23 protein-coding genes and 7 tRNA genes are annotated in these 24,796 nt (G+C 40.1%); 11 read left to right on the forward strand and 19 right to left on the reverse strand.

Annotated elements, in window-relative coordinates; translation table 11 throughout:
• The first annotated feature begins 86 nt into the window (after positions 1-86).
• Positions 87-2,033, forward strand: a complete 1,947-nt coding sequence (locus RB215_RS09595; protein ID WP_309216276.1) for a S9 family peptidase — start codon at positions 87-89, stop codon at positions 2,031-2,033.
• 108 nt (positions 2,034-2,141) lie between these two features.
• On the opposite strand, the gene RB215_RS09600 is transcribed toward RB215_RS09595, so the two are convergent.
• From RB215_RS09600 to dnaQ, 9 genes are all read right to left on the reverse strand, one after another.
• Positions 2,142-2,218: transfer RNA gene (locus tag RB215_RS09600), tRNA-Asp, on the reverse strand.
• A 54-nt stretch (positions 2,219-2,272) separates the two neighbouring features.
• Positions 2,273-2,349 (reverse strand) — tRNA-Asp (locus tag RB215_RS09605).
• A 47-nt stretch (positions 2,350-2,396) separates the two neighbouring features.
• Positions 2,397-2,473 (reverse strand) — tRNA-Asp (locus tag RB215_RS09610).
• A 38-nt stretch (positions 2,474-2,511) separates the two neighbouring features.
• A tRNA-Asp gene (locus RB215_RS09615) sits at positions 2,512-2,588 on the reverse strand.
• A gap of 33 nt (positions 2,589-2,621) precedes the next feature.
• Positions 2,622-2,698: transfer RNA gene (locus RB215_RS09620), tRNA-Asp, on the reverse strand.
• A gap of 41 nt (positions 2,699-2,739) precedes the next feature.
• Positions 2,740-2,816 (reverse strand) — tRNA-Asp (locus tag RB215_RS09625).
• A gap of 26 nt (positions 2,817-2,842) precedes the next feature.
• Positions 2,843-2,919: transfer RNA gene (locus RB215_RS09630), tRNA-Asp, on the reverse strand.
• A 98-nt stretch (positions 2,920-3,017) separates the two neighbouring features.
• The gene (locus RB215_RS09635; RefSeq protein WP_089368529.1) at positions 3,018-4,388 is read right to left on the reverse strand and encodes a TIGR03503 family protein; all 1,371 of its coding nucleotides are present in this window, start codon (positions 4,386-4,388) and stop codon (positions 3,018-3,020) included.
• 9 nt (positions 4,389-4,397) lie between these two features.
• Entirely contained in the window at positions 4,398-5,111 is a 714-nt protein-coding gene (gene dnaQ / locus RB215_RS09640; protein WP_086999245.1) for a DNA polymerase III subunit epsilon, read from the reverse strand.
• A gap of 68 nt (positions 5,112-5,179) precedes the next feature.
• On the opposite strand from dnaQ, the gene rnhA reads away from it, so the two are divergent.
• Positions 5,180-5,644 carry a ribonuclease HI gene (gene rnhA / locus RB215_RS09645; RefSeq protein ID WP_011328623.1) on the forward strand — a complete coding sequence of 155 codons (465 nt, stop codon included), beginning with the start codon at positions 5,180-5,182 and terminating at the stop codon, positions 5,642-5,644.
• 21 nt (positions 5,645-5,665) lie between these two features.
• Here the strand turns inward: rnhA and RB215_RS09650 are convergent, their stop codons facing one another.
• Positions 5,666-6,433, reverse strand: coding sequence for a class I SAM-dependent methyltransferase (locus RB215_RS09650; RefSeq protein ID WP_011328624.1), 768 nt, complete (start codon positions 6,431-6,433; stop codon positions 5,666-5,668).
• Between the two features lie 53 nt (positions 6,434-6,486).
• On the opposite strand from RB215_RS09650, the gene gloB reads away from it, so the two are divergent.
• Both gloB and RB215_RS09660 read left to right on the forward strand, forming a co-directional pair.
• Positions 6,487-7,260, forward strand: a complete 774-nt coding sequence (gloB, locus tag RB215_RS09655; RefSeq protein WP_309216277.1) for a hydroxyacylglutathione hydrolase — start codon at positions 6,487-6,489, stop codon at positions 7,258-7,260.
• 156 nt (positions 7,261-7,416) lie between these two features.
• Entirely contained in the window at positions 7,417-9,000 is a 1,584-nt protein-coding gene (locus RB215_RS09660) for a LysM peptidoglycan-binding domain-containing protein (RefSeq protein ID WP_011328626.1), read from the forward strand.
• A gap of 44 nt (positions 9,001-9,044) precedes the next feature.
• On the opposite strand, the gene RB215_RS09665 is transcribed toward RB215_RS09660, so the two are convergent.
• From RB215_RS09665 to RB215_RS09680, 4 genes are all read right to left on the reverse strand, one after another.
• A complete protein-coding gene (locus RB215_RS09665; RefSeq protein ID WP_011328627.1) occupies positions 9,045-10,118 on the reverse strand; it encodes a phosphotransferase enzyme family protein in 1,074 nt (357 codons plus the stop codon).
• Positions 10,119-10,195: 77 nt separating this feature from the next.
• Positions 10,196-10,639 carry a flavodoxin gene (locus RB215_RS09670; RefSeq protein WP_011328628.1) on the reverse strand — a complete coding sequence of 148 codons (444 nt, stop codon included), beginning with the start codon at positions 10,637-10,639 and terminating at the stop codon, positions 10,196-10,198.
• A 3-nt stretch (positions 10,640-10,642) separates the two neighbouring features.
• On the reverse strand, positions 10,643-11,407 hold the full coding sequence (gene truC / locus RB215_RS09675; protein ID WP_011328629.1) for a tRNA pseudouridine(65) synthase TruC: 765 nt from the start codon (positions 11,405-11,407) through the stop codon (positions 10,643-10,645).
• Positions 11,400-11,720 (reverse strand): YqcC family protein, encoded by a 321-nt coding sequence (locus RB215_RS09680; protein WP_192531553.1) that lies wholly within the window; start codon positions 11,718-11,720, stop codon positions 11,400-11,402. The genes truC and RB215_RS09680 overlap by 8 nt, the downstream gene beginning before the upstream one ends.
• 210 nt (positions 11,721-11,930) lie before the next feature.
• Here RB215_RS09680 and RB215_RS09685 point away from each other — a divergent pair, with 210 nt between their 5' ends.
• Both RB215_RS09685 and RB215_RS09690 read left to right on the forward strand, forming a co-directional pair.
• A complete protein-coding gene (locus RB215_RS09685) occupies positions 11,931-12,959 on the forward strand; it encodes a DUF3549 family protein (RefSeq protein ID WP_309216279.1) in 1,029 nt (342 codons plus the stop codon).
• Positions 12,960-13,259, forward strand: coding sequence for a DUF3301 domain-containing protein (locus RB215_RS09690; protein ID WP_011328632.1), 300 nt, complete (start codon positions 12,960-12,962; stop codon positions 13,257-13,259).
• 673 nt (positions 13,260-13,932) lie between these two features.
• Here the strand turns inward: RB215_RS09690 and RB215_RS09695 are convergent.
• Positions 13,933-14,574 (reverse strand): GNAT family N-acetyltransferase, encoded by a 642-nt coding sequence (locus RB215_RS09695; protein WP_011328633.1) that lies wholly within the window; start codon positions 14,572-14,574, stop codon positions 13,933-13,935.
• Between the two features lie 278 nt (positions 14,575-14,852).
• On the opposite strand from RB215_RS09695, the gene RB215_RS09700 reads away from it, so the two are divergent.
• From RB215_RS09700 to RB215_RS09710, 3 genes are all read left to right on the forward strand, one after another.
• Positions 14,853-15,089 (forward strand): DUF2789 domain-containing protein, encoded by a 237-nt coding sequence (locus RB215_RS09700; protein ID WP_011328634.1) that lies wholly within the window; start codon positions 14,853-14,855, stop codon positions 15,087-15,089.
• A 121-nt stretch (positions 15,090-15,210) separates the two neighbouring features.
• Positions 15,211-15,474 carry a hypothetical protein gene (locus RB215_RS09705; protein WP_011328635.1) on the forward strand — a complete coding sequence of 88 codons (264 nt, stop codon included), beginning with the start codon at positions 15,211-15,213 and terminating at the stop codon, positions 15,472-15,474.
• A gap of 16 nt (positions 15,475-15,490) precedes the next feature.
• On the forward strand, positions 15,491-16,264 hold the full coding sequence (locus RB215_RS09710) for a Zn-ribbon-containing protein (RefSeq protein ID WP_011328636.1): 774 nt from the start codon (positions 15,491-15,493) through the stop codon (positions 16,262-16,264).
• Between the two features lie 97 nt (positions 16,265-16,361).
• Here the strand turns inward: RB215_RS09710 and syd are convergent, their stop codons facing one another.
• Positions 16,362-16,901 carry a SecY-interacting protein gene (gene syd / locus RB215_RS09715; RefSeq protein ID WP_089368970.1) on the reverse strand — a complete coding sequence of 180 codons (540 nt, stop codon included), beginning with the start codon at positions 16,899-16,901 and terminating at the stop codon, positions 16,362-16,364.
• Positions 16,902-16,960: 59 nt separating this feature from the next.
• On the opposite strand from syd, the gene queF reads away from it, so the two are divergent.
• Entirely contained in the window at positions 16,961-17,806 is an 846-nt protein-coding gene (queF, locus tag RB215_RS09720) for an NADPH-dependent 7-cyano-7-deazaguanine reductase QueF (protein WP_011328638.1), read from the forward strand.
• A 38-nt stretch (positions 17,807-17,844) separates the two neighbouring features.
• Here the strand turns inward: queF and RB215_RS09725 are convergent, their stop codons facing one another.
• From RB215_RS09725 to RB215_RS09735, 3 genes are all read right to left on the reverse strand, one after another.
• Entirely contained in the window at positions 17,845-18,741 is an 897-nt protein-coding gene (locus tag RB215_RS09725; RefSeq protein ID WP_182677419.1) for a peptidylprolyl isomerase, read from the reverse strand.
• A 90-nt stretch (positions 18,742-18,831) separates the two neighbouring features.
• Positions 18,832-22,509: a translocation/assembly module TamB domain-containing protein gene (locus tag RB215_RS09730; protein ID WP_309216282.1), complete on the reverse strand. Its 3,678-nt coding sequence runs from the start codon at positions 22,507-22,509 to the stop codon at positions 18,832-18,834.
• Positions 22,509-24,236: an autotransporter assembly complex family protein gene (locus RB215_RS09735; protein ID WP_309216283.1), complete on the reverse strand. Its 1,728-nt coding sequence runs from the start codon at positions 24,234-24,236 to the stop codon at positions 22,509-22,511. Before RB215_RS09735 ends, RB215_RS09730 begins: the two co-directional genes overlap by 1 nt.
• 201 nt (positions 24,237-24,437) lie before the next feature.
• On the opposite strand from RB215_RS09735, the gene RB215_RS09740 reads away from it, so the two are divergent.
• Positions 24,438-24,773 carry a ribonuclease E inhibitor RraB gene (locus RB215_RS09740; RefSeq protein ID WP_011328642.1) on the forward strand — a complete coding sequence of 112 codons (336 nt, stop codon included), beginning with the start codon at positions 24,438-24,440 and terminating at the stop codon, positions 24,771-24,773.
• Positions 24,774-24,796 lie beyond the last annotated feature (23 nt).

A 24,796-nucleotide genomic window follows, 5' to 3' on the forward strand; every position in this document is an offset into this window, starting at 1 on the left:
TGCGTTTAAAAACTGTTCAGGTAAAACTGCTATAAATACTTTAACCTAAATTCGGGTTATAAAAACAACAGTGAAGGAACGTAACAATGAAGCAAATTATTAAACTTACAATAATTACATGCGCAGTTACCCTAGCGCTCTCTGGTTGCAGTGAATCAACCAACTCATCCTCATCCTCATATACAGCCCCGCTAACCAGCTCTAAAGCGCATGTAAAAGAACTGAGCACCTACTCAGCTGAAACATTTTTTGATACCACCTCAATTATGGGGAGTAGCTTTTCACCCCATGGCGATAAAATTTTAGTCAGTAGTGATGAAAGTGGCATTTACAGCCTATATGAGGTTAATGTCCAAACAGGCGGCAAAACTCGCTTAACCGATTTTACCGACAGTACCTACCCTATCCGCTATTTTCCAAATGATGAGCGAGTGTTGTTTACAAAAGACACGGGCGGTAACGAACGCTTTCATATTTATGTACGCGAAACTGACGGCACAGTAAAAGACTTAACCCCAGGGGATGAAACCCGTGCTAGTTTTGCCGGCTTCACTAAAAATGCCAGCCAATTTTTTATTACCAGCAATCAGCGTGATGCTAAGTTTATGGATTTATATCGCGTTAATAGTAAAACCTATAAAGTAACGCCTGTTTATCAAAATACTTTAGGACTAAATATAGGTGCAATAAGCCCAAATGGTCGTTTTATTGCGCTGTCTAAAAGTAATAGCAACAAAGACAGCGATACCTTTATTTTAGATACTTATACTAAAACACTAAAGCCACAATTAATTTCAAAACACCATACACCTGCTCAATACAGCCCTGAAACCTTCTCTGCCGATAACAAATACTTATACTACTCTACAGACGCTAAAGGTGAGTTTTCGCAGATGTGGCGTTATGACCTAGCTTCTGGCGAGCACAGCCCAGCTTTAGCCGATGACTGGGACGTAAGCTTTATTTATTTTTCAACGTCGGGGCGCTACCAGGTAAGTGGTGTGAACGCCGATGCCAGCACTAAAGTAACCGTGATCGATACGCAAACGAATAAAGAAATTGCCATGCCTAAGCTACCGGCAGGTAATTTACGGGGTGTGAGCTTTTCAGCTGATGAGCAAAGCATGGCCTTTTATTTAAATTCAGACACTGCACCTAGTAATTTATTTGTATGGCAAGTAGGCAGTAATAACACGCAGCAATTAACTAATACCCTCAGTAAAAAAATTAATCAAAACGATTTAGTGCAAAGCACTATAGTACGCTTTAAGAGCTTTGATGGTTTAGAAATACCAGGTGTTTTATATAAACCCAAGCAAGCGAGTAGCACCAACAAAGTGCCTGCGTTAATTTGGGTGCACGGTGGGCCAGGCGGACAAAGCCGTACCGGTTATAGTGCGATGCAACAGCATTTGGTAAATCATGGTTACGCCATTTTTGCAGTTAATAATCGAGGCAGCTCGGGCTATGGTAAAACCTTTTTTCATTTAGATGATAAAAAGCACGGCACCGATGACCTACAAGATATTGTATACGGCAAAAAACATTTACAGAGCTTAGAGTGGGTCGATACCGATAAAATTGGCATTATGGGTGGTAGCTATGGCGGCTTTATGACCGCGGCAGCCCTTGCCTTTGAACCCGAAGAGTTTAAAGTTGGGATTAATATTTTTGGAGTAACCAACTGGGTACGTACACTTAATTCTATTCCTCCTTGGTGGGAGAGCTTTAAAAAGTCGCTGTACGACGAAATGGGCGATCCGGCAACAGACGGTGATCGTCACCGCGCCATTTCACCGTTATTCCACGCTAGAAACATCATCAAGCCACTTATGGTTATTCAAGGCGCTAACGATCCGCGCGTGTTACAAGTTGAAAGTGATGAGCTTGTAGCTGCAGTTAAAGCCAATGGCGTACCAGTTGAGTATGTATTGTTTGACGATGAAGGTCATGGTTTTAGCAAAAAAGAAAATCGGATCACGGCATCAAACGCTTACTTGAAATTTTTAGAGCAGTATTTAAAAGCTGAATAAGTTTGCACTGATTAATTTATGCCTGCATTTTTGTGGGCTTTTTTATGTGCTAAGAAATGTAATTTATGATTTTTATTGTATTCAACTTGTTATTGAGGAAATAACAAGTGGCGGAGTGGACGGGACTCGAACCCGCGACCCCCGGCGTGACAGGCCGGTATTCTAACCAACTGAACTACCACTCCGCAGTGGTATGTGCATGGGGTAATGCACTTACTAATTTTGTTACTGATATCAAATGGCGGAGTGGACGGGACTCGAACCCGCGACCCCCGGCGTGACAGGCCGGTATTCTAACCAACTGAACTACCACTCCGCAGAGATATCATATTACTTTTACTTTACTTGTATTACTTAATTTGTTGGCGGAGTGGACGGGACTCGAACCCGCGACCCCCGGCGTGACAGGCCGGTATTCTAACCAACTGAACTACCACTCCAGCATACAAATTTTATACTATAACAATGTTTAAATAGTTGGCGGAGTGGACGGGACTCGAACCCGCGACCCCCGGCGTGACAGGCCGGTATTCTAACCAACTGAACTACCACTCCAGCGTATATTTAAACTGTTATCTTTTTTCTTATTGGCGGAGTGGACGGGACTCGAACCCGCGACCCCCGGCGTGACAGGCCGGTATTCTAACCAACTGAACTACCACTCCAGAATAAGAATATGTTTTACAACCATATGTTGTGTAAGCGTTGGCGGAGTGGACGGGACTCGAACCCGCGACCCCCGGCGTGACAGGCCGGTATTCTAACCAACTGAACTACCACTCCAGTTTTGCTTACAAGTTTTCGAAAATTGGCGGAGTGGACGGGACTCGAACCCGCGACCCCCGGCGTGACAGGCCGGTATTCTAACCAACTGAACTACCACTCCACATTTTCGTTGCTGTTTGAGTCTCCCCTGACAGCGGCGTGAATAATACGAACCAGCCCCTATTTCGTCAAGGGCTTTTTCGCTTTTATTTAGGTTTTTTAGTCATCTGTCATCGAAAGGTTTAAAATTTCACCGCTTTTGTCATTTTTTGAGCCGTTTTTAGTACTTTGCTTTTTTTCAGAATTACCAACATCGTCATTTGTTGTTGTCTTTTTATTTATAAAAGGCAGCTTCACTTTAAATTTAAGCGATTTTTTCTGTACAAAAATACGAATTGCCAGCCAACCCATTAATAAAACGCACAGATTTCCAACAATAATTAAGCTGAGTAAAACCCAATTCGCTATTTTTTCTGCTACGGGTTCACTCTCAATCATTAAATCAGGTGGAATTATGGTCGCTGGATCAACTGCTGGTACCGCTTCTATTGGGCGTGCAATTTCAAATTTGTACGTTGGCAGCGTTGCCATAAACTCACGACCCTTTATATTTGTGCCAAAAATAGACAGCTCGACACTATATCGACCCCAACCATAATTTTTAATTGCTAACTGCCTCGTATGTTGTGCATCCGACTCTATACTAAACATTTGCTCTTCGTTATTAGGGTAGTAAATTTTACCCTGCATAATTACGGTTTCTGGCTTAACTATTGTGTCATCTAAATTAATAGCTAAAAGGTGCTCGTTACTTTCTTGCTCTGCTAGCGTCATGTCGTAACTTACTGGGGCAGAATGTACCACAATGCTGCTTTGCACTATTCGACGTTGTAATAAGGGGGTTGCTATGTAGAGTTCGGGGATCCATTCTCCTTCGGGAAAGTCTAATTTAAACTCGCCCGTAAAAACGCCATCGTTTGGGCGTTCGTCAAACCCTCGGCCATCATCTTTAAATTCAGCGACTTCTTGAGTACTGGCTCCAAAATTAGCAGCCTCTGCACTATTAGTACTTACAAAATCAACATTTAAGGTAACGACATCTCTAAATAGATTGGCATTTATGGGAGCACCGTCATTTAAAATTTTTCCGGTGATTTTTATTGTCTCGCCTCGAAACAGCATTTCCGGTAACGGCTCTGCCTCAAGTGATACCTGGCCTAATACGACAATGCGGCTGTCGGGTAAGATATTACCTATAACTTGCCAAGGGCCAGCCATGGGGTTGCGTATGGTAACCAAATCATAACTAAGCTCGTCATGCCAACTTAAGTCAGGGTTTTTAACTGATTCGGTAGCAAAATATTTACTGCCATCGGGCCTTACTAAAATAACAGCCGGTGAGCCTGGTTTTCTAAAAAAAAGTAAGGTTATTTCAGCTACTTTACTATCAATACGAAAACGATTATCTAATAAAGGGATTTCATTTTGCCTCCCATCACGCTTTAGTACTTCAACTTGTTTAACGCCATATGCGCTGGTTGCAAAAAAACTAGCAGATACTAATGCGGTTACCAAATAAAAGGTTTTCATAATATGGCCTTAATCAGCGCGCCATATACAGTGGCCGCCTTCATTATTAACAATATCTAATCGTGCTTCGTGTGCAGCTTGTTCTGCCTCACTGGCGCTTAATACTACAAGAGGTGCTCTTTGGGCGCTTAAGCGTCGTATTCCGCCTTTTTGCTGTTCGGTATCGTCATTTTTGTTTTGGTTCAAATTTAGCTTAACTTGTCCGCCAGTCATTGCTAGGTAAACGTCGGCTAATATTTCAGAATCCAGTAATGCGCCGTGCAATGTTCGCTTAGCGTTATCTACGTCGTAACGACGGCATAACGCATCTAGGTTGTTCTTTTGTCCTGGATGCAAGTCACGCGCCATTTTAAGCGTGTCGAGTACTTGACAGAAAGTGGCCGTTTTAGGATAGCCCTGGTTAAGCAGAGAAAATTCGTTATCCATATGGCCAATATCGAACGGCGCATTATGAATAACCAGTTCTGCCCCCTTAATATAATCAAAAAACTCTTGAGCAATTTGATGAAACAGTGGTTTATCACGTAAAAACTCATTAGTGATACCGTGAACGTCTATTGCTTCTTCTTCACTGTTGCGCTGTGGGTTGATATACACATGAAAGTTATTGCCGGTTAAGCGGCGATTTACTAATTCAACACACCCTATTTCGATAATACGATGCCCTTGTTTAGGGTCGATGCCGGTGGTTTCTGTATCTAAAACTATTTGTCTGCGTGCCATATCGAATTAATCCTGACTCTGGTATCTTTCTATAATCACTTTATTGTACATAATATCAAGGTAAAACAGTGGAAAAAACCGTAGAGATTTATACCGATGGTTCGTGTTTAGGTAATCCAGGCCCCGGTGGTTATGGTATATTCATGATTTATAACGAACATGAAAAAAAATTGAGTCAAGGTTATAAACTAACAACTAATAATCGCATGGAAATGCTGGGGGCAATTGTGGCTCTGGAAGTATTAACTCGCCCATGTGTTATTAATATCACTACCGATAGCCAATATGTGAAACAAGGTATTGAGTCTTGGATCACGAATTGGAAAAAGCGCGGCTGGTTAACCTCAGCTAAAAAACCAGTAAAAAATGTCGACTTATGGAAACGCCTCGATTTAGCGTGCGCTAAACACACCGTAACCTGGAAATGGGTTAAAGGGCATAGCGGTCATAAATACAATGAAATTGTAGATGACTTAGCGCGCGATGCCGCTGGCAGTAAAGATTTACTCGATGATGTAGGTTATCAACCTTAAAGCTGATTAGCACATACCAAATTACTTTTTATTTTGCTCACAATGCTTTAAGTGTTGCTTTGAGGTTTGTCTAAGGCCCCCTTCTACAGTTGTAAAGCGCGGGCGAGCATGCCACTTAGGTTTAATGGGTGTGAGCGGTGCAACACGTTTACGTGCCACCAGCATGTAAACACTGCCCATAGGTTTTAAGTATTGTTTGGTAAAGCTACGCCAAAACGCAAAACGCGACAATCTATTACCTCGCGCCAGTGATGAGTAAATAAAGCGCTCATCACTCACTATTTCAAACCCCAATAAATTAAGCCAATCTTTAACCCGTGCAGGGGTAAAAAAACGCCCTGTCCATGGCAGTTTCTGGCCACTAAATGGCAGTAATTGGGCAAGCCCACATAAACTAAACGGATTAAAGCCTGTTACCACAATATACCCACCTGGAATTAAAGTGCGATGTGCTTCGCGTAAAATATGGTGAGGATCTGAGTGATACTCTAAGCAATGGCTTAAAATACATGCATCAATAGTGTGCTCATAAAATGGTAATTCGTCTATATCGGCAATAACGCCGGTGTGAGCGCCCGCTTGCGCTACGCACACTTGGTGTTTTATTAAACATTTACTGGTGTTTAGCTCGCCACTCAAACTACCTAACTTAAGCATATGGTAGCCAAACATACGGGGGAGCCACGGCGCTAATTTACGTTCAATCTCACAGCGTAAATAATCCCCATGAGGAAACTGCTGCCATGACAACGGTTTAGGTCCTTCTTGAAAACTAAGGGCTGGTTTCATTTTATGAGCTCGTTATACTAGGTGTTAACTGTCACTTTATAGAGCAACGTTACATGGTGCAAGTCAAAGCAATTAAAGCCTTTTCAGATAATTATATTTGGTGCTTAACTACAAGCAATAATACGCAAGCTTGGGTAGTCGATCCGGGCCAAGCAGAGCCAGTACTTGATTATTTGGCGCAGCATAATTTAACCTTGGCGGGTATTTTAATTACCCATCATCATTACGACCATACCGATGGCGTAGCAAAGCTGGTTAGCGAAAACCCAAATATTGCTGTATACGGCCCAACTAACAGCCCGTTTAAGGGGATTACTCAGCAACTTACTGATGGCCAAAGTATTACAGTGCTTAATACTGCTTTTAATATTATAGCGACACCCGGGCATACTCTAGATCATATTTGTTATGTTAATGAACAACTTGCCTTTACTGGTGATACTTTATTTAGTGGTGGTTGTGGGCGTTTATTTGAAGGCTCTGCAGAACAAATGTGGCACTCGTTTAATAAACTGCGCGAATTACCTGCTGATTGCAAAGTTTACTGTACTCACGAATACACTCAAGCTAACCTCGCTTTTGCAACAGCCATTGAACCGCGTAACCCAGAGCTACTTGCCTATAGTAAAAGAGTAGATGAACTGCGCAGCAAAAATGGAATTACTTTACCAAGCACTATCGGCCAAGAGCTAAAAATAAACCCCTTTATGCGCAGCGATTTACCTAACATTACTGAACTAATACCAAAAGAATTTTGCTCGGTTACAAAAAACAATGAACCTTGGGAAAACTTTGCGGGTCTGAGAAAGTTCAAAGACCATTTTTAATCCGCTAACCAATAGCCACATGTACTTTTTGTTTAGCAATCAAAAAGTTAAAATTAGCATTTGATTATTGCTAAGTGTTTTAAAAGGTCACAAGTGGCAATGTTAGCTCATAACGGGTAGTATTCGCCGAGTTTTTTACCCCATGTATTGGTATTTATGAATAAATCTCCCCTATTACTGGTTTTAGTATTAGCACTAAGCGGCTGTCAAACGTTAACAAACGAAAACACTGACTCGCAAGCCGCAACTCAAGCAAATAAGCAGCTTGGAGGCGCAAGTCCACACGATATTAGCAATGCATTAATGAGCAGCGCCAAGTATCAACACGTTAAAGATACTGACACTGAAGCACCTATTTTTGATGATGTATGGGAGCGTATTCGTTACCAGCTTTCAATAGAGGTGCCGCAAAATCGCCCCGTAGTTACCGAGCGTAACTATTATGCAAAGCACCAATCTTATTTAAATCGTATTTCGAAGCGTGCCGAACCTTATTTGCATTTTATTGTTGAAGAAATAGAAAAACGTGAAATGCCTATCGAAATTGCACTGCTGCCTATTGTAGAGAGTGCTTTTGATCCGTTTGGTTACTCGCATCGCACGGCGTCGGGTATTTGGCAATTTATGCCACAAACCGGTGAGCGTTTCGATTTAAAGCAAAACTGGTGGTATGACGGGCGTCGCGACATAGTACAATCAACTCGCGCTGCGCTTGATTACTTGTCGTATTTACACAAAACCCTTGAGGGCGATTGGCTCAATGCCATTGCAGCTTATAACTCGGGTGAAGGTCGTTTGTTGCGCGCGATTAAAAAGAATCGCAAGAAACACTTGCCGACCGATTTTTGGTCACTTGATTTACCTAGCGAAACCACCGCCTATGTACCAAAATTATTAGCACTGGCCGACTTATTAAAGCGCTCAGATGACTTTAACGTGACGTGGAATCCTATTATAAATGCACAAGTTGTTGAAGTAGTTGAAATTGGTTCGCAAATTGACTTAGCACTCGCTGCAGAAATGGCCGATATAACACTCACTGAGTTGTATAGGTTAAACCCTGGTTTTAATCGTTGGGCAACCGATCCTAATGGCCCGCATTCTTTACTATTACCGGTTGATAAAGCTGAGCAGTTTAGTCAAAAATTAGCTAATACTGATATTAAAAACCGCTTACGCTGGCAGCAATATACGGTTGAGCGTGGCGACAGTTTATCGGTTATTGCCAAAAAGTTTACCACCAGCACCAGTGCAATCCGATCATTAAATAAGTTAAGCTCAAATACAATTAGAGTCGGTCAGCAACTATTAGTGCCACTAACTGATGGCGCAATTAATAGCGAACATTTACCAGAGCAAATGCGCTCTGCGGCTAATAATACCAGCCGTACTAAGCTTTCGCATACGGTTAAAAGTGGTGATACGCTGTGGGATATTAGTCGTGAATACGATGTCACTATGGATGAGCTTGCAAAGTGGAATAAGCTGAAGAAAAGCGCCACATTGCGTTTAAATCAAAAGCTAACGGTATATAAATCTGCTAATAAAGCAAAGACAGCAGCAAACACTACGCATCGTACAATTACGTATAAAGTGCGCCGTGGTGATTCGTTAGCGCGTATTGCGTCTAAGTTTAACTTAACTGTAAACGACATTATAAAGTGGAATAGTTTAGCCGGACAAAAGTATTTACAGCCGGGGCAAAAGCTTAAATTAAAAGTAGATGTTAGAAGCAGTTAAACTGCAACAGGTAAAACTAAGGCGCTTATAGCGCCTTAGTTATTTTAGGCTTGTGCTAATATTGCTTTAAGGGTGCTTTGTTTTGCAATAATATCTTTATAAAGCGCAAACTGATTTTGCGCCCGCTCTAAATTATGATTGGCATGTTTGATTGAAAAATAATTATCGCCATCAATATAATCTGTTAAAAATCGCAGGCCTATCATAAAGGTCATCACTTTAGCACCTAGCCAAAAGCTTTGTTTTTCTTGCTCGGTGATCAGGCCTTTTAATGGCTCTACGTAACCTTTAACTATGGCTGCAAATATTTCTTCGCGCACACCTACATTACTTAAATCGGTGGAGTCTTCTTGCTCTGGTGAGCAAAAGGTGCGTACCATATCACCAAAGTCGTAAAGCCAATACCCTGGCATACAAGTGTCTAAATCGATTACCGCTTTAGCATTATGTGATTGCTCACAAAACAGCATGTTATTTATTTTTGTATCGTTATGACAAGGCCTTACCGGTATAGATCCTGCTAATGCTTGGAGTTCATCAATGAGTGTAAATTGCGATAAACAAAAATCAACCTCAGCTTGGCAACTAGCTAAGCGCTGCTCTGGGTCAAGACTAACTGCAGTTTTAAACGTCTGTGCACGCATGGCTAAGTTATGAAAGTCAGGGATCACATGGTGCAATTGTTCTGCATCAAAATCCTCTAGCGCCACAGCAAATTGACCAAAGGCATTCGCCGCAGTTTGCGCTTGGGTAGCATTAGTGACTACATCGTCGCTGTAACTGCCACCAATAAACTCTAGTGCTCGCCATACCCCCTGATCACAGTTAACTAAATAGTCATTATTAATAGTCGCTACGTGGCGAATAATATCTAAGTTGTACTCACCCAATTGCTGCTTGCTAGTTAGGTGTTGCTCTATTAAACGGGCATTTTTTACGAGTAAACCGGGCTCAGGAAACACATCAACATTGAGCTTTTGTACTACTAGCGACTTTTTAGCAGTGCTAAGTAACCATGTACTATTGATCAGCCCACTACCGATTGGTTTGATACTGATATGCTGATTGCCTACGCCAAAACTTTCAGACAAATGAACCGCGATGGGATTTAGCTGCATAGCTATTTTGCTACCTAAAAATAAAATAACTCAGATAATAAAGGTGAGCTTAGGGTAACACTCACCTTTATTAATAATTAAAGCTTACTAAGCCAATTTTTTAACCACGGCTCGGTAACCGGCCAAGGTTCAAAGTCTTCGCAGGCATCAACTTCTAAGCGGTTACCAACAGGCTTAGCTTGTAAGTCACGTAATAATTCATCAAAGCTGCGCCCTGCACCACAAAAGGTGTCGCCGTAGCTTCTGTCGCCCATGGCAATAATTCCAAATGGCTTGTCGGTTAACATAGGAAAAGTACTATTTAACTGATTATAAAAATCAGCCAAGTTATCAGGCACATCGCCTTGGCCGGTTGTTGAGGTGATAATTAAAATATGTGATGCACTTTGAATGTCGCTCAACACTGGCTCATTAAATACCGTAACGCCATGCCCAGCTTGCTCTATTGTTGTGGCTACTTCGTCACTTAAACGCTCTGCACCGCCATATACGCTGCCTACAAAAATACTAATATGTGCCATTAATTAATAATCCTTTTCTTCATCTGGCCAACCTAGTTGTTTGCAAATGCTGAGCATTGCATCACCTAGTGGCGCTTTAATTGTTATTGATTCATTACTATAAGGGTGCACAAAGCTAAGCTCAGTTGCAAATAACATTAATCTGCGCAGCTCAAAATGCTCCCTAAAAAATTGATTATGCTGATTATCACCATGGTTTACATCGCCAATGATAGGCAGTGATAAATGCTTTAAATGCCGACGAATTTGATGTTTACGCCCCGTTTTAGGAAAACATTCTACGAGGGAATAGCGCACCGTTGGGTACTTGCCAATGGGAATAGGCAAGGCTGCTTGGTGCAAGCAGTTAAACTGAGTTTGCGCTTCTTGTGGCGCTTTGTCTTGATCGGCAAACTTATCTGCTATTTTGTCCAGCTCTTCTTTTAGTGGTTTATCTAAAAATACCGACTCGGGTGCAAAACCACGTACTAAGGCTAAATAGCGTTTACTAATAGTGCCTTCAATAAATAACTGATTCATATCGCGGGCCGCTTCTGAACTTAACGCAAACAGTAACACCCCCGATGTGGGTCTATCGAGCCTATGTACCGGAAAAACATGCTGCCCAAGTTGATCGCGTAGCATTTGCATAGCAAACTGGGTTTCGTGCTTATCTAAAAACGAACGATGCACTAATAAGCCTGAGGGTTTATCTATGGCTACGTAGTTTTCATCCTGATACAAGATAGTCAGTTCGCCATACTCAATTGGTATTGGGCGCTCACTCATTTGGATCTCCTAAAAAGGCATCGAGAGCTGTTAACAGAGTAATAATTTCATCGCTGCCTTTTTTACTCGCAAGCGTCATTTGTGCCATAGGAGCAATTGCAAAGTTGCGCGGCAATGGCTGCTTATCAATAATTAGCTGCTCAACTTTTTCAATAAATACAAACTGTAACCATTGTTCAAATGCCATGGTGTCGTGGCAAAAAGGCACGTTTGATTGTAATGCTTCTGCTGCTATTGGCTCATTTTGCCAAAGCTGATGCTTTTTTAAAAGTGCCCTTAACTGCACTAAATAAGCTTGGGTTTGCTGGTACATAACCGCCCTCTTAAAACTAGATGAAGTAATAATACCATTTGTATTTATTAAGAGGGAAATTATAGTAACTGAAAATACCCGCTTAATATTACCCCCGCTTGCTCAGTTATTTAGCAAAATCAAAACTCAAACTCTATAAGCGCGGTTCCCTCAACCTTTGCTATGGCGTATAATTGACGCAATTTTGTAGTAAAAACAATTGAGAAAACGATGAGTAAGCAAATAGCGACATTAGGGCAGCTTTTAGATAATGCAGGTACTCAGTGGCGCGCGTTTGATATTGGTAGACACATAACTAAGCTTGATAAAAAACAATTTTTAGCCATAGAGCAAGCACAAGTCCCTTACCCTTATCCACTTGCTGGTCATGCGTGGTTAGCTATTCAGTTTTGGGATAGTAAAGCGAGTAAAGAACCTTATGTATGGTTTTTGAAATTTCCAGTTGATGAGCAAAGCAAACTGGTGAGTGCGAGTCGCGATCACTTTGCCGACATGGTAATTGAAGCACTCGGCACACAACTTACCGGTGAGCAAGCCGATGGTAAACTTGATAACAATCCTTATGTTTTTACACCAAACGCTAATAAATTAGCAGCCTTTAATGCGCAACTTAAAGTACTATTAAAACAACCTGCATCACAGTATTACGAGCATACGCAGCTGTACTTTAGTGGTAAGCTGGGTTTTGAAAATTGGCAAAGTGTGGCATTACAAGGCATTGCCGATTTTGCACTGCGCCTCGATAATGAGACTAACTTAGCTAATTTACAAAAAGCCTGGCCTCATTTGCCCGTTGAGGTATTACAGCCCCTTAGCGCCATGCTTGAGCATGTAGAAATACCGCCCTCATTAAGTCAATTACTAGTAGGGTTCGGCCAAGCGGCTATAAAAAATAACGACCCGTTTGCTGTTACAGTAGCGCTACGTTCGCTTTCTAAAGCGCAAGCGCAAGGCTTAACCGCCCAATTGGTCGATAGCGTATTAACTTCATCGATTAATCAAGATGCTGACGTACTGCTCACTATTGCTGGGCGTTGTTTTAAACAACTAGAAGACCCTGAACGCTTGCATGTATTTATGGACAACTGTGCACACCATCAACAAATTACTGAACTATTTGTGAGTGTTTTTGCTGATTTAGTTGCAATACCCACCATTCGCCCGCATTTATTAGGCTTATTACGTAAAGAAAATCGTAGCGAAACCCTCGCGCGTGCAATTGGAAGGTTATTCTCTTAAATGGCAAGTTTATGGACGTTCATACTTATTGGTAGTGTAATTTACTTATTTTGGCTAAACCGAAAGGTAGCCGAGGCGGCGAACGTTCATGCTAAACGCCAAAGCGAACAACTGCAGGTGCAATTAATGAGCGTTGCCTGTAGTAAACGCCGCTTTGGCTTTTTAAAAAGTGGTAAACCTGGAGTGAAAAGCGAATTTATTTTTGAGTTTTCAAGTGATGGCGAAAATGCCTATCAGGGAATACTGATCATGGAAAATGAGTATTTAAAAAGTGTGGTTATTCCACCGCATAAAATATAATCTTTATACTGCGCTAAAAGTTTAATTTAGGGTAAGGTTTAATTTAAAAATAAGTAAAACACAAAAAACTAAGGCGTAACTAAAGTTACGCCCCAATTGACAAACATCCTGTTAGGTATCCTTTACCTGTGTAATCCGTATTATCATCCTCTGAACGAGCAAACAACCTTGTTCACCCTCACATTGCATCCTGCAATATCCTCTTGCCACCTTGGCTGTCCTGCGTAAACTAACGCTCCGGCTACTTCCTGTAGCGCCATCCTTGATTACCCCTTAGTAGCTCCTGCCACTTAAGCGCATCATGCACTTTCCTACTCATCCTTGCATCCGTGTTAACTTGTCCGTTTTGCTTCTTGCTAGCGTCTGCTATGTTGCCTACTTCCGTATCCTTGGTAATCACTCAATCATTGAGCTGTGTCGTCTTGACAAAGTAAAGTTTAAAGCAAATGGCTAGTAGATATAGTACCTAGCTGTTAATTATTAAATGGCATTTATATTAAAAAACACAAACTATAAAAATAACCTTACATATCAATCAAATAGGTAAGGAGTAACTATTTCAATGCAATTTAAACTGACAACTCGCACAGTGATGTGAGATATATCTCACGGTCATATGTCCGTTTTGGGATGTAAACCACCAATGCAGGCTACCTTATAACCTAAATTAAATTTAGTTTTTTGACTTAAATAACAATTCGCCCGCAATCTTATTAAAAGTAAGCTGCTTAAAGCTTTCAAACCCTTCGGTTTTAAAAAATTGAGTATGCTCTTTGCGCGTTACAAACACCGCCATACCTGTAGACTCAGCATTAGATTGAACTAGGTCATTTAGGCCTCTTAATAAATAACGCCCAAACCCTTGGCCATGAAAATGCGGATCGACCGCAATAAAAGCTAAAAAATAGTAGTTGCCCTGCTGCTCTAGTGCATCTCTAATTGTTTGCTCTTTATCTATTAGTTGATTGGTTTGTAAGTAACCAGCACTTAACATTAGCTTTAAGCGCCAATGCCAATAACGCTGCGCCTGTAATTGGCTGTTTGATTCGAACACGCAGGCAACGGCTTTGAGCTTATCGTTACGATATAAACCAATAAGCGGCTGCTTTTCTTGCCAAAAGCTGCTTAGCTCTTCGCGAATTAATGACCGAAGTTTTTTTTCGTAGGCCGATTTACTCTCTTGCTCGTAATTGAGCATAGTTTGTAAAATAGGATCGTCGTGGTACGCCTGATAAATTAAACTCGCGGCAATACTTATATCTTCTGCGGCTAAATACTGTACGCTAAATGTATCGGCTTGGGTGGTCACAGTCATTATTATTCCTTTTTTGTATTAGAACAACACATCATTATTTTCGCCTTATGATTAAACCATTAGCTTGGCGCTATAATCACTAACTTAATGCGATTGGGTTTACTCATAGCTACAACTTACACACATAATAAATTTATATTTGTTCTCTAAATAAGCGCTTTATTTACTCACTTTCTAAACTATAGCTGTAAAGTTATTAATGGTAAATTCAGCGTGAGTTTAGCTGGCTTAGACTATAGTTTATTTATAATCTTATTTTGACACGCTAGGAGCACAACATGGATACAACAAAGCACGATATAAATACACTGTTTGCACAACTTGGCTTACCTAGTTCTGAAGCTCAGATTGATGCTTTTATTGCTTCCCATGCGATTGAAGATACAACGTTAATACAAGATGCACCTTTTTGGGATGAATCTCAACAGCATTTTTTAGCTGAATCACTCGCAGAGGACAGTGATTGGAGTGAAGTTATTGATGAGCTTGATGTACGCCTTCGCCAAGGCAATTAATTTTAAGGTAATTGATTTAATTTGGGACATTTAATGTGCCCCTCCCTATTTATTGTTACTATAGCCTCCACGCAGCAGCTTCATGCTGCGTACCTATTTATACTAAAGAGTTATAAACCTAATGAATGCTGCTGTATTTGATGCAATTAAAGTCCTTCTTGATGAAGGCAAAGTACCTACTGTCGCGCTTACTAAAAGTCGTTTAATTAAGCCTGTGCCTATGCCTGTTATTATTGCGGCGGTGAGTCAGTATAAAAACAATCCAGATTCAATTTATAACTTAATGAAAAGCCAAGTACAGCCGAGTAGTAGCGATTCTAAAACTTCGCAGCTAGACAGAATTGAAGAAAAGCTCGACCGGTTACTTACCCTACTAGAAAAATAATAATTCGAGACTATAAATGTTCGTTGTTGATTTAACCTTTGATTGCTACCAAGACACCACTTTAGAGAAAGCCGAACAAGCTATTAATCGCTTGGTTAATGCGCTACGTTTTAATGGCCAAATAATGGGCGAAGAATTTCCTACTGTTTTAAAAGATGGTTACTTTATTACCCGTGTTATGTGCCCAAACGAAGATGCTATGCACCCGCTTAACAATAGTCCATTTGTAAAACACAGCATTGAGCAATTGCACAGCGCTGGTTTACTTGCGCCAAAAGTAAAAATTATTGGTCAAGATATTCATTCTAATGGGTCTGATTGCTGCGCCGAGCCTTCTAGCTATATTTTATACACCACTTATGTGCATACTTGTAGCCCACTTTATTGTGGTGACGACTTTTTACCGGTACCGCTATTTCGGATCCCAGCAATTGCTAATGGTGATTATAAAACCTTAATTAAATGGCAGGAAGACTGGCAAGCCTGCGATCAAATTCAAATTAATGGCGCAACACGCTGTGAGTTTCCTGCTCTTGAAGAAATTTCGAGTATTAAAAGCGACTTATTCCGCCGCGGTAAAGACATTACTAAACGAATTAGCTTTTTAACTAAAAAGCCTGTGTATTACTATATATACCGCGTAGGTGGCACCGATAAAACTTCTGAACTAGAGCGTAAATGCCCAAGCTGTAATGGCGATTGGAGGTTACCTGAATCCTGGTTTGGATTATTTGATTTTAGGTGTGAGCCCTGCGCCTTAGTGTCTAACATATCGTGGGACTTTCAATAAGTTAAAGATATTATTAATGTATTAGCTCGATATTAAAATTAATTCCGAGCTAATACTTTACACTAAATCGTTTTAAGGTAATTAACGCCTGTTTTAATTAAACCTCAAGCGCTTGCAAAAATTCTTCTATATTGGCAGCAAGCACATGATGCGTTTTTTTGCCTACGTACTCTAAGCACACTTCACCGCTGTGCAATAACACACTTACTAACAAATCATCTTGTGCTGTTAACCCTATAAATACTGTTTCAGGTTGTTTAAGTTTACGCTTCATTAAAACGTGGCCAGTTATATTTTGTTGCAATAAATCAAAGTCATCGCTATTCCATGCCTGTAACAATTCAACTTGGTGACCATCAATACTGGCTTGAATATTGCCACCATACATATGCCCATAAAGCGCATTTAAGCCACTTGGAAATGTAACATCCAATGCCTTAGCTAAATCATTAAGCGAGCCTGCAGGTTGCTGCAGCACAGCTTGCCACTGAATATTACCTTGTTGATCAACATTACCTATTTCACATGGGCTTGGCCATTGTTCATCGTGCACCATAAGTGGATGTTTTTGCGTGTTTTTTAAGGTTTTGTCATTAAACCTTTGGTGTAGCTGGGTTAACTGCAATACAACAGACATACTATGAAACTCATTTAAATTAGATATAATGCCGCTATTGTAACTATTTAAGGGCAAACATGACAGATTACAGCAATTCTCCCGACCTTAAAGGCAGTGTGTTAGGCCAATCAACTGAATATATAGATCAATATACTCCTAGCTTACTTTTTCCAATTGCACGCAAGCTAAATAGAGATGCTTTAAATATTGACGAAGCCGCTTTACCATTCAAAGGCCAAGACATTTGGACTGGTTACGAGCTGTCGTGGTTAAACGCCAAAGGCAAGCCGCAAGTCGCTATCGCTGTATTTACTTTTGCCTGCCAAAGCAGTCACCTTGTTGAATCTAAATCGTTTAAACTGTATTTAAATAGCTTTAACCAAACTCGATTTAACAGCCGTGATGAAGTGAAACAGCATTTAGTTAAAGATCTAACCGCAGTGGTTAACAGCTTAGTACAGGTAACTTTATACAATGCAGATGAGTATAACTGCCTTCCTTACACCCCATTACCTGGTGAGTGTATTGATGATTTAGATATCGAAATTGATAACTACGATATTGACGCTCATTCTCTAAAATCGCAAAGTAATAAAACAGTAACCGAAACCCTGCATAGCCACTTACTTAAGTCTAACTGCTTAATTACCTCACAACCCGATTGGGCAAGTGTAATTATTCGTTATACAGGTGAGCAAATATGTAGAGAGTCGTTACTGCGCTACTTAATTTCGTTTAGAACCCATAATGAGTTTCATGAACAATGCGTGGAGCGTATTTATAGCGATTTAAGCACTCAGCTCAGCATTAAAAATCTTGAAGTTTATGCTCGCTATACGCGCCGTGGTGGCCTTGATATAAATCCGTATCGCTCAACTCATAATAACGACACGCCATTTGCAGTTAAAATTAACCGCCAATAAGTGTTTATTGTAATAAAAAAGGAGCCTAGGCTCCTTTTTTATTCACTACGTTTGGTGGGAATAGCCACAGCGCACACGTCTATATAATTAGCTGTATGTACAAACCAAGGCTCAGAGCGATTTTTTCTTGCCGCAATTAGGTTTTTAAATGCCTGTGAGTTTGTTTTCATCACTTTAAAAACACTTTTATCACTATTATTAATGTCTTCAAGTACTTGAATATCAGTTATTGGGTTAAATTCTTTATCATTGCGAGCGGTACGCTCTAAGCGGTTAACATGCTCTATACCCTCAAGTACGCGTCCAAATACAGTGGTGTTTTTATCTAAATAACGTGGCGCTTGCCCTATAGTGATAAAGAATTCGGTGCTTGCACTATTTATATCGTTATCTCGCGCCATTGCAAATATGCCACTGCAATGTACTTGCCAAGTTTGGGTTTGTAGTGCGTTTTGAGCAACCGCAAAACCATTTAAAAAACCAGTTATAGGTGCATAACCATCACCTTCAAGGGCTGTAATTGCCAACGGGTGTTTAGTAGTTAAATAAAACTCGGCCAAAAGTGATTTATTTGCAGTCTTAATAATCTTTTTAGCACTGCTAGCACCACCTTGAGCTACAAATCCCTCAACAAAGCGATAAACACTCGTTCCTTGATAAAAGCCTTCTCGCGCAAGCTTTTTAATATTTTTTACATGCTGTGGAGCAAGCTGCGGATTAAGCTCAATATAAGTGGCGCCTGTGGGTAAGGTTATTTTTAAAATATTTTGCGAGTTAACCACTCGCCACTCGTCCTCGGCGGCTTTAGTAATAACGTCACTGGCAGTGTACTTTATTTTCGGCTCAACTTGTTGCGTGGTAATGCTTTGTTTATATTGTCCAGCACAGCCGTTTAATAACATCGCAGCGGCCACTGTTAACAGGTACTTTTTCATAAATTAGCGCCTTATTATTATAGTTTTACATTAGGGTCTTATCCTTAAGCTTGGTTATTACTTGCTAACATCTGCTTTAACCTGTAGTTATTAGTCCCAATCAAACTTATAAAGTATATCTACGTTTTGATATAGCCCACTGGTTATTTCGATATAAAACTGCGAAAGCAGCTGATAACGTATTGCCACTTCACTAAGGGAGTCAAAAATACCAACACTGTATTTTACTTGTAAGCTCGGTGCCACATAGCCTGATATTTCTACTTTTGTTTGCTCACCACTGCCTTTAGAGGTAAGGCTAACATCCGACAAACCAAACGTTTCACCCACTTTAGAAACCAGCCCTTCACTGCGGCTAACCCCCTGCGAAAGTAACAACTGAGTGAGCATAGCATCGGTGGAGCTATCGCCCTCGCCTAGTGGTTGGCCATTGAGTAAATAGGCCAAAGCTTGTGCCTGATCCATCGCTGGCTCCGAAAACACTTTTAGCCTGGGTTGCTCTACATTACCTGTAAGCGTTACCCCAGCAATAACACCATTGGCGGTGTTTTCGGGATTACGAATGGCTTTAATATTTAAGTAAGGCTGCTCTATTGAGCCACTAAAGCCAACCTGGCCGGTACGAATTAACAAATCTTGGCCAAATGCTAAGTATGTACCGTTTACTAACTTAAGCTCGCCTGTGGCAATAATAGGAGTTCCTTGGCTCATTTTAATCGCCAAATCGCCTTCTACTTTAGATTCTAGACCGAATGATTCAATTTTCACGTCATTTTTTACAATCAGTTTTAAATCTATATCGTAATCAAATGGCACTTTTTTAGTCGCTTTGGTTTTTTGATCAACGATTATTTCGTCATCGCTAACTTGCACAGCGCCCTCTGGCAACTCTTCTATTTCAATTCGCCCATAAGGGACAATTACTTCACCCACAAGGTTTATTGCGTTGTTAGCCAAACCAATTTTTAAATCTGGAGATACTTTAAAAACGACTCCTTGCTGAGCACGTACATAAAATTGCTCACCTACTATTGCAACGTTAACGGCTGGTTGTTCACCTTGCCAATCTATGTCGCCATTTAATTTAATATTCCCGCCTTGGGGATCTGTTAAAAGGCCTTTAATTGTTGCTGTCGCTTTGTTAAATAAAATACTCACATTCGATTTTTCAAGTGCTATTGGTAGTTGTTCACCTTGTAAATTAATATCATCAATATTTACTTCACCTTCAAGGAGTGGCTCTTTTAATGTACCTGCTAATGCAATTTTACCGCTAATATTGCCTTTGAGCTGCTCAATAGTGTCTAAAAATGGCTGCAAGTTAGAAAATAATATTTTATCTATGTTTACATTACCGCTTAACGCTTGCGTGTTTTGTATGTCATCTACATTAATTTGGGTGGTAATTTCACCTAACACGCTAGAGTTTAAGTTAGCTGTTAATTTACCTGTTTGAGAATCAGTAAATGCATTCACACTAAGCGTTTCTATTGGTAAACGAAAGTTATCTTCTTCGGAATTGTATTTGGCTATTAAGTTATTTGAATTTAAAGAAGCGCGTAATGTTTTCAGCGCACTCGCTTGCCAGTTTGCAACAAGTTCCCCTGTTAAAGCGCCTTCTGCACCAACATTATCAGGTAGTAAATGCTTTAGTTCCTCAAGTGCTAAATTGTTTAATTTAGCATTGAATTGACCTAACTGTTTATTTTGCGACAAAGTGTCGATACACAACTCACTTTGTGCAGATTGCCAGCAGTGCTTACTTACATCAAAATCGCCTGTTTGGGTGTTTACGTTAAGTGTAATTTTTTTACTGTTGTTAAAGCTTAGCTTTTTATCGCTTAACTGCACATTGCTCAATGCACCTTGCCAAATCGCATTGGTAAGTTGACCATTAACTTCAAACTCAACTGCACCTTGTTGCGCATCAACAGATGCGGTAAGTTGATGATCTTTTTTATCCCCTGTTGCATCTATTTTTACACTGTTAATTTGTTGCTCAGCAACTAAAGCCGAACCAACATCTATTGCAATATTAGTTTGCCAATCGGCCGCTGTATCAAGATCAGCTTTAACAGATAACTTACTTATGTTTATTTCATCAAAAATAAAACGTTCCAGCATTAATGCTAAGTCAACCGACGGTGTTAACCTTTGACCTCTAAGGGCTATATTGGCCTTACCATCTGCAATAAATGGCATATTAGCCTGCTCATCACTTTGTAGTGTTATATTGCCATCTACTAACCATTTGCTATCTATTTGGCCATTGAGTTCTAATTTATTTTTACCACTGCTTAAATAAAAACTATCAATATTAGCTTTAAATGCATTATCTAGCCTAAAGTTTGCGGCAAACTCTAATGGCACGTCGTTAAGTGTGCCGGTGAGTTTGGTATTATTCATTTTCAGTTGCCAAGTATCCGTTTGTGCATTAAATGAGCCTTTAAACTGCCCAGAAATATCACTCGTTACTGCATCTGTTAAGTATTGCGCTTTTAAATGCGATAGCGTCCCTGCAAAATCTGCTTTTATACCTTGTTGCCAGTTAACATTGGCATTTATTTTTGCAGTACTGTCGTTGGCCTTAACCGACAATGTAGAAAGCTGTGCATGGGTAAGCGTGCCCGTTAATTGTGTGTTTAAATCAACGGCTGGGTACGCGCCTAACTGGCTCGTTGCAGTTAAACTAAGTTGATAGTCATCTGCGTTGCCCTGCGCACTTAAGTTAACCTTACGTAGCGTTAACTGCTCGCTTTGTGCGTCGATCAGCCACTGGTTTATTTTGCCTTTAACTGTAAATGGGTAGTTTGTTTGCTTTAAATTAGCATTGGCATTTAAACTAAGCGGAAATTGCCCTGTGGTTTCTAAATCAACATTTAAATTTGCCAAGTCGCCACTGAGTGATAAGTCAGCTTGGTGTTGCGGGCTTTTTAATACAATATGACCTTTTAGCGGCATATTACCTGCAAGCTCTGTGTTAAGTTGTGTATTTAATTGCCACTGCTGATAACGAGCCGCTAAAGAATATAAATTTATTTTGGCATCTTCTACAGTCATTTGCAGTGCTATATTTTCTATCTCATAGTCTTGTTCGCCCTGCTGTATAGCCACTTTATCAATATCAAACTGCTCAATGGTTATATCCAGTGGTGAAGTAAATTCGATATTAGGCAGTGCAGGAAGCTGCGTAATTGCCGTTGATGCTGTTTGTGATTGCTGGGATTGGGCTTGCTCTTTTAGCGTAACCAGTATTTTAGGTATGTTTAAGCTTTTTACTACAAGCTCTGATCCCATCGCTTTTGCCGATAACTTAAAGTTATCAACACGCACGTTGGCGCTTGGGTGTTCTAAAGTAAATACTTTTACAGCTATATTTTTAACAGCGATATTAAAAGGTAAGGTAATTTTAGTTAGTGGCTCAGATGGCTCTTCTGCAACTGCTTCAGTTGATTGCTCCAAAGTTAAGGCCATTGTATTAGCACTTAAATTATCAATGCAAATGCCGTCGCACTGCCACCAAAATAAATTAAGCTTTAGTTGCTGGGCATTAAAATCTACCCCGTTATTGTTATACCTAACATTAAATACATCGTTATATAAAAACCGACCGTTTTTAATGTCAATATTTAAACCATCAACCAACTTGTTTGCACTATAAGCAATAAATTGATTACCGGGTGCAGTAAATAATATACAAAATACGGTTATTAGCAGTATGACTAAAACAGCACTGACACTTGCAGTTATTTTTTTAAATACAGTCATTAAATTTCAGGCCCTATAGTAATACTCAAACGGGTGCTTTTACTTTCTTTGGTAAGTCCCCAAGCGTGGTCAATTCTAACCGGACCTACAGGTGTTAAATAACGAAAACCAAAACCAGCACCTACTTCAAATCTATCCGAAAAATCATTGGTTGCAGTACCTCCATCTACAAATAAAGCAACCCGCCAATTTTGCGCAAACTGATAGTTGTATTCTGCAGTACCAGAGACTAAGTACTTACCCCCTATTAGCTGCCCTTCATCGTTTTCGGGTGAAATTGATTGATACGCAAAACCACGCACACTTTGATCGCCACCAGCAAAAAAGCGCAGTGAATACGGCACATTAGCTATATTATCGACCAACATGGCACCTAGGTTCGCTTTTAAAAACACTAAATGGCGGTCTAAATAAGTTCTCAGCCAAGCGTTTTGTAACTGCACGCGGATCAAATTAGTACTAGAGAGTACATCTTCTACGCCAAACTCTGCAGATATTAACCACTGTTCGCCCCAATAAGGGGTTGTTCCCCCTTTTGATTTTTTACGTGCATAACTAATACCCGGCATTAACATTTCACTGCTTTCTTCTTCGTCGTCACCTATTCTATATGTTTCATGGTCGCGGCGTATAAAAGCGGTACGCACCCAGTTATTATCAGTTAACCATTGGCGTTGTACTTGCCCGGTAAGTATTTCACTATAAATATTATTAGCTAATTCATCCTCAAGTTTATAACCAACCGAAAAACGCCATAAATCGTCATTAGGATCATCCTCTGGGATTGTATAAGCCATTGAAATATCTTGTTGTCGCTCAGACACATTTAAGTTACTTTCTAGGTAATGGCCATCTTGCGTTATCCATGGTTTACTCCATTTAAAGCGCACTTTGGGGCCTAAGTCGGTACTAAAGCCACCACCCACTTCATAGCTATTTGCAGGTTTATGTAATACATCTACTTTTATAGGTACTTGGTTATTTTTACGTTCGGTTATATCTGCATATACTCGTACACTAGTAAAATAAGGCGTGCTTGATAAATCAAGATTATAATCGGCTATGTGGGTCGATTTATAAGGCTGCCCTTTGGCAAAAGGCGCTAAAGAACGAATATACTTTTCAGCAGGTGTATCGCTAGCAATTACAATATCGCCAAACTGATAACGCACCCCAGTTTCAATAATAAAAGTAACTTCTGCGCTATGTTTCCCCAAAGATACTTCTAGTTTACGCGCAGGCCATTTAGCGTCAAAATAACCTAGCTCTAACAGCATTGATTCTATTTTTTTATGCGCGCTGTCATAATGTCCGTGGTTTAAAATATCTCCCTGCTTTAGGGTAATATTATTAATTACTGCCAATAAAGCGGGGTCCTGCTTGCCAGCCCCCTTTACACTAATATTTATTGCAGCGATGCGAGTAGCTGGCCCTCGCTCAATTCTAACCACCAAATCACGCTCATCTTTATCAAAGTTAACCTCTACTTTAGGGCTGTAATACCCTAATGCTTTAATACTATTCTCGACTTGTTTTTTTGCATAGCGGCGCAGGGTCAAGGTCGGCTTTTCACCTATAAGTTGTTTTAAATAAAGCGCAACATTTTTTTCTAAATCGTCATTTATCCCTTTAATCTCATAATCTTCTATTACATTTTCAGAGGCAACAGACTGAGCACTCAGAAGAATGCAAAAAATAAACATGTAACGCAAAAACTGATTAAACAAGTAAATATCCTTACCTTTAATTCTTAAAATATAACGATGCATCAACTCTATAATATCATAGCCGTAATGAGCCTTACATTAACTTAATAGCTACCCAGTGACATAATATGCAATCTATAATATTAAAATTAGTACGCTTTAAGCGTTTATTTTGGTTACAATAGCCCTAACAAGTACACAATAATTTTAATGAGTTTTTTAATGCAATTTCCTGATGACGAAAATGGCCAACTTTTAGCTGAAATAGCCGCCGCTGGTATTGATTTAAGTAAAATGCACCAAGTCGATTTTTATATTTTATTTGAGCAACAAAGCGATGCAGAAAAGTTTGCCAAAGAAGTAGTAGCCGATACATTAGTACAGCATGCTGAACTCGAAAAATGCCAAGACACTGGCGTATGGGAAGTAATTACTCAAGTACAAATGGTTCCTGAGCACACTCTATTAGGCCAAGCTGAGCAATACATTGAAAGCATAGCTAATAACTTTAACGGTTACGGCGATGGTTGGGGATTAATGGACGCAGAAGAAGCTTAATCTGCATTCCCATACTAAATTAT

Origin of the sequence: Pseudoalteromonas sp. HL-AS2 (assembly GCF_031198805.1) — a bacterium.
Lineage (GTDB): Bacteria > Pseudomonadota > Gammaproteobacteria > Enterobacterales > Alteromonadaceae > Pseudoalteromonas > Pseudoalteromonas nigrifaciens.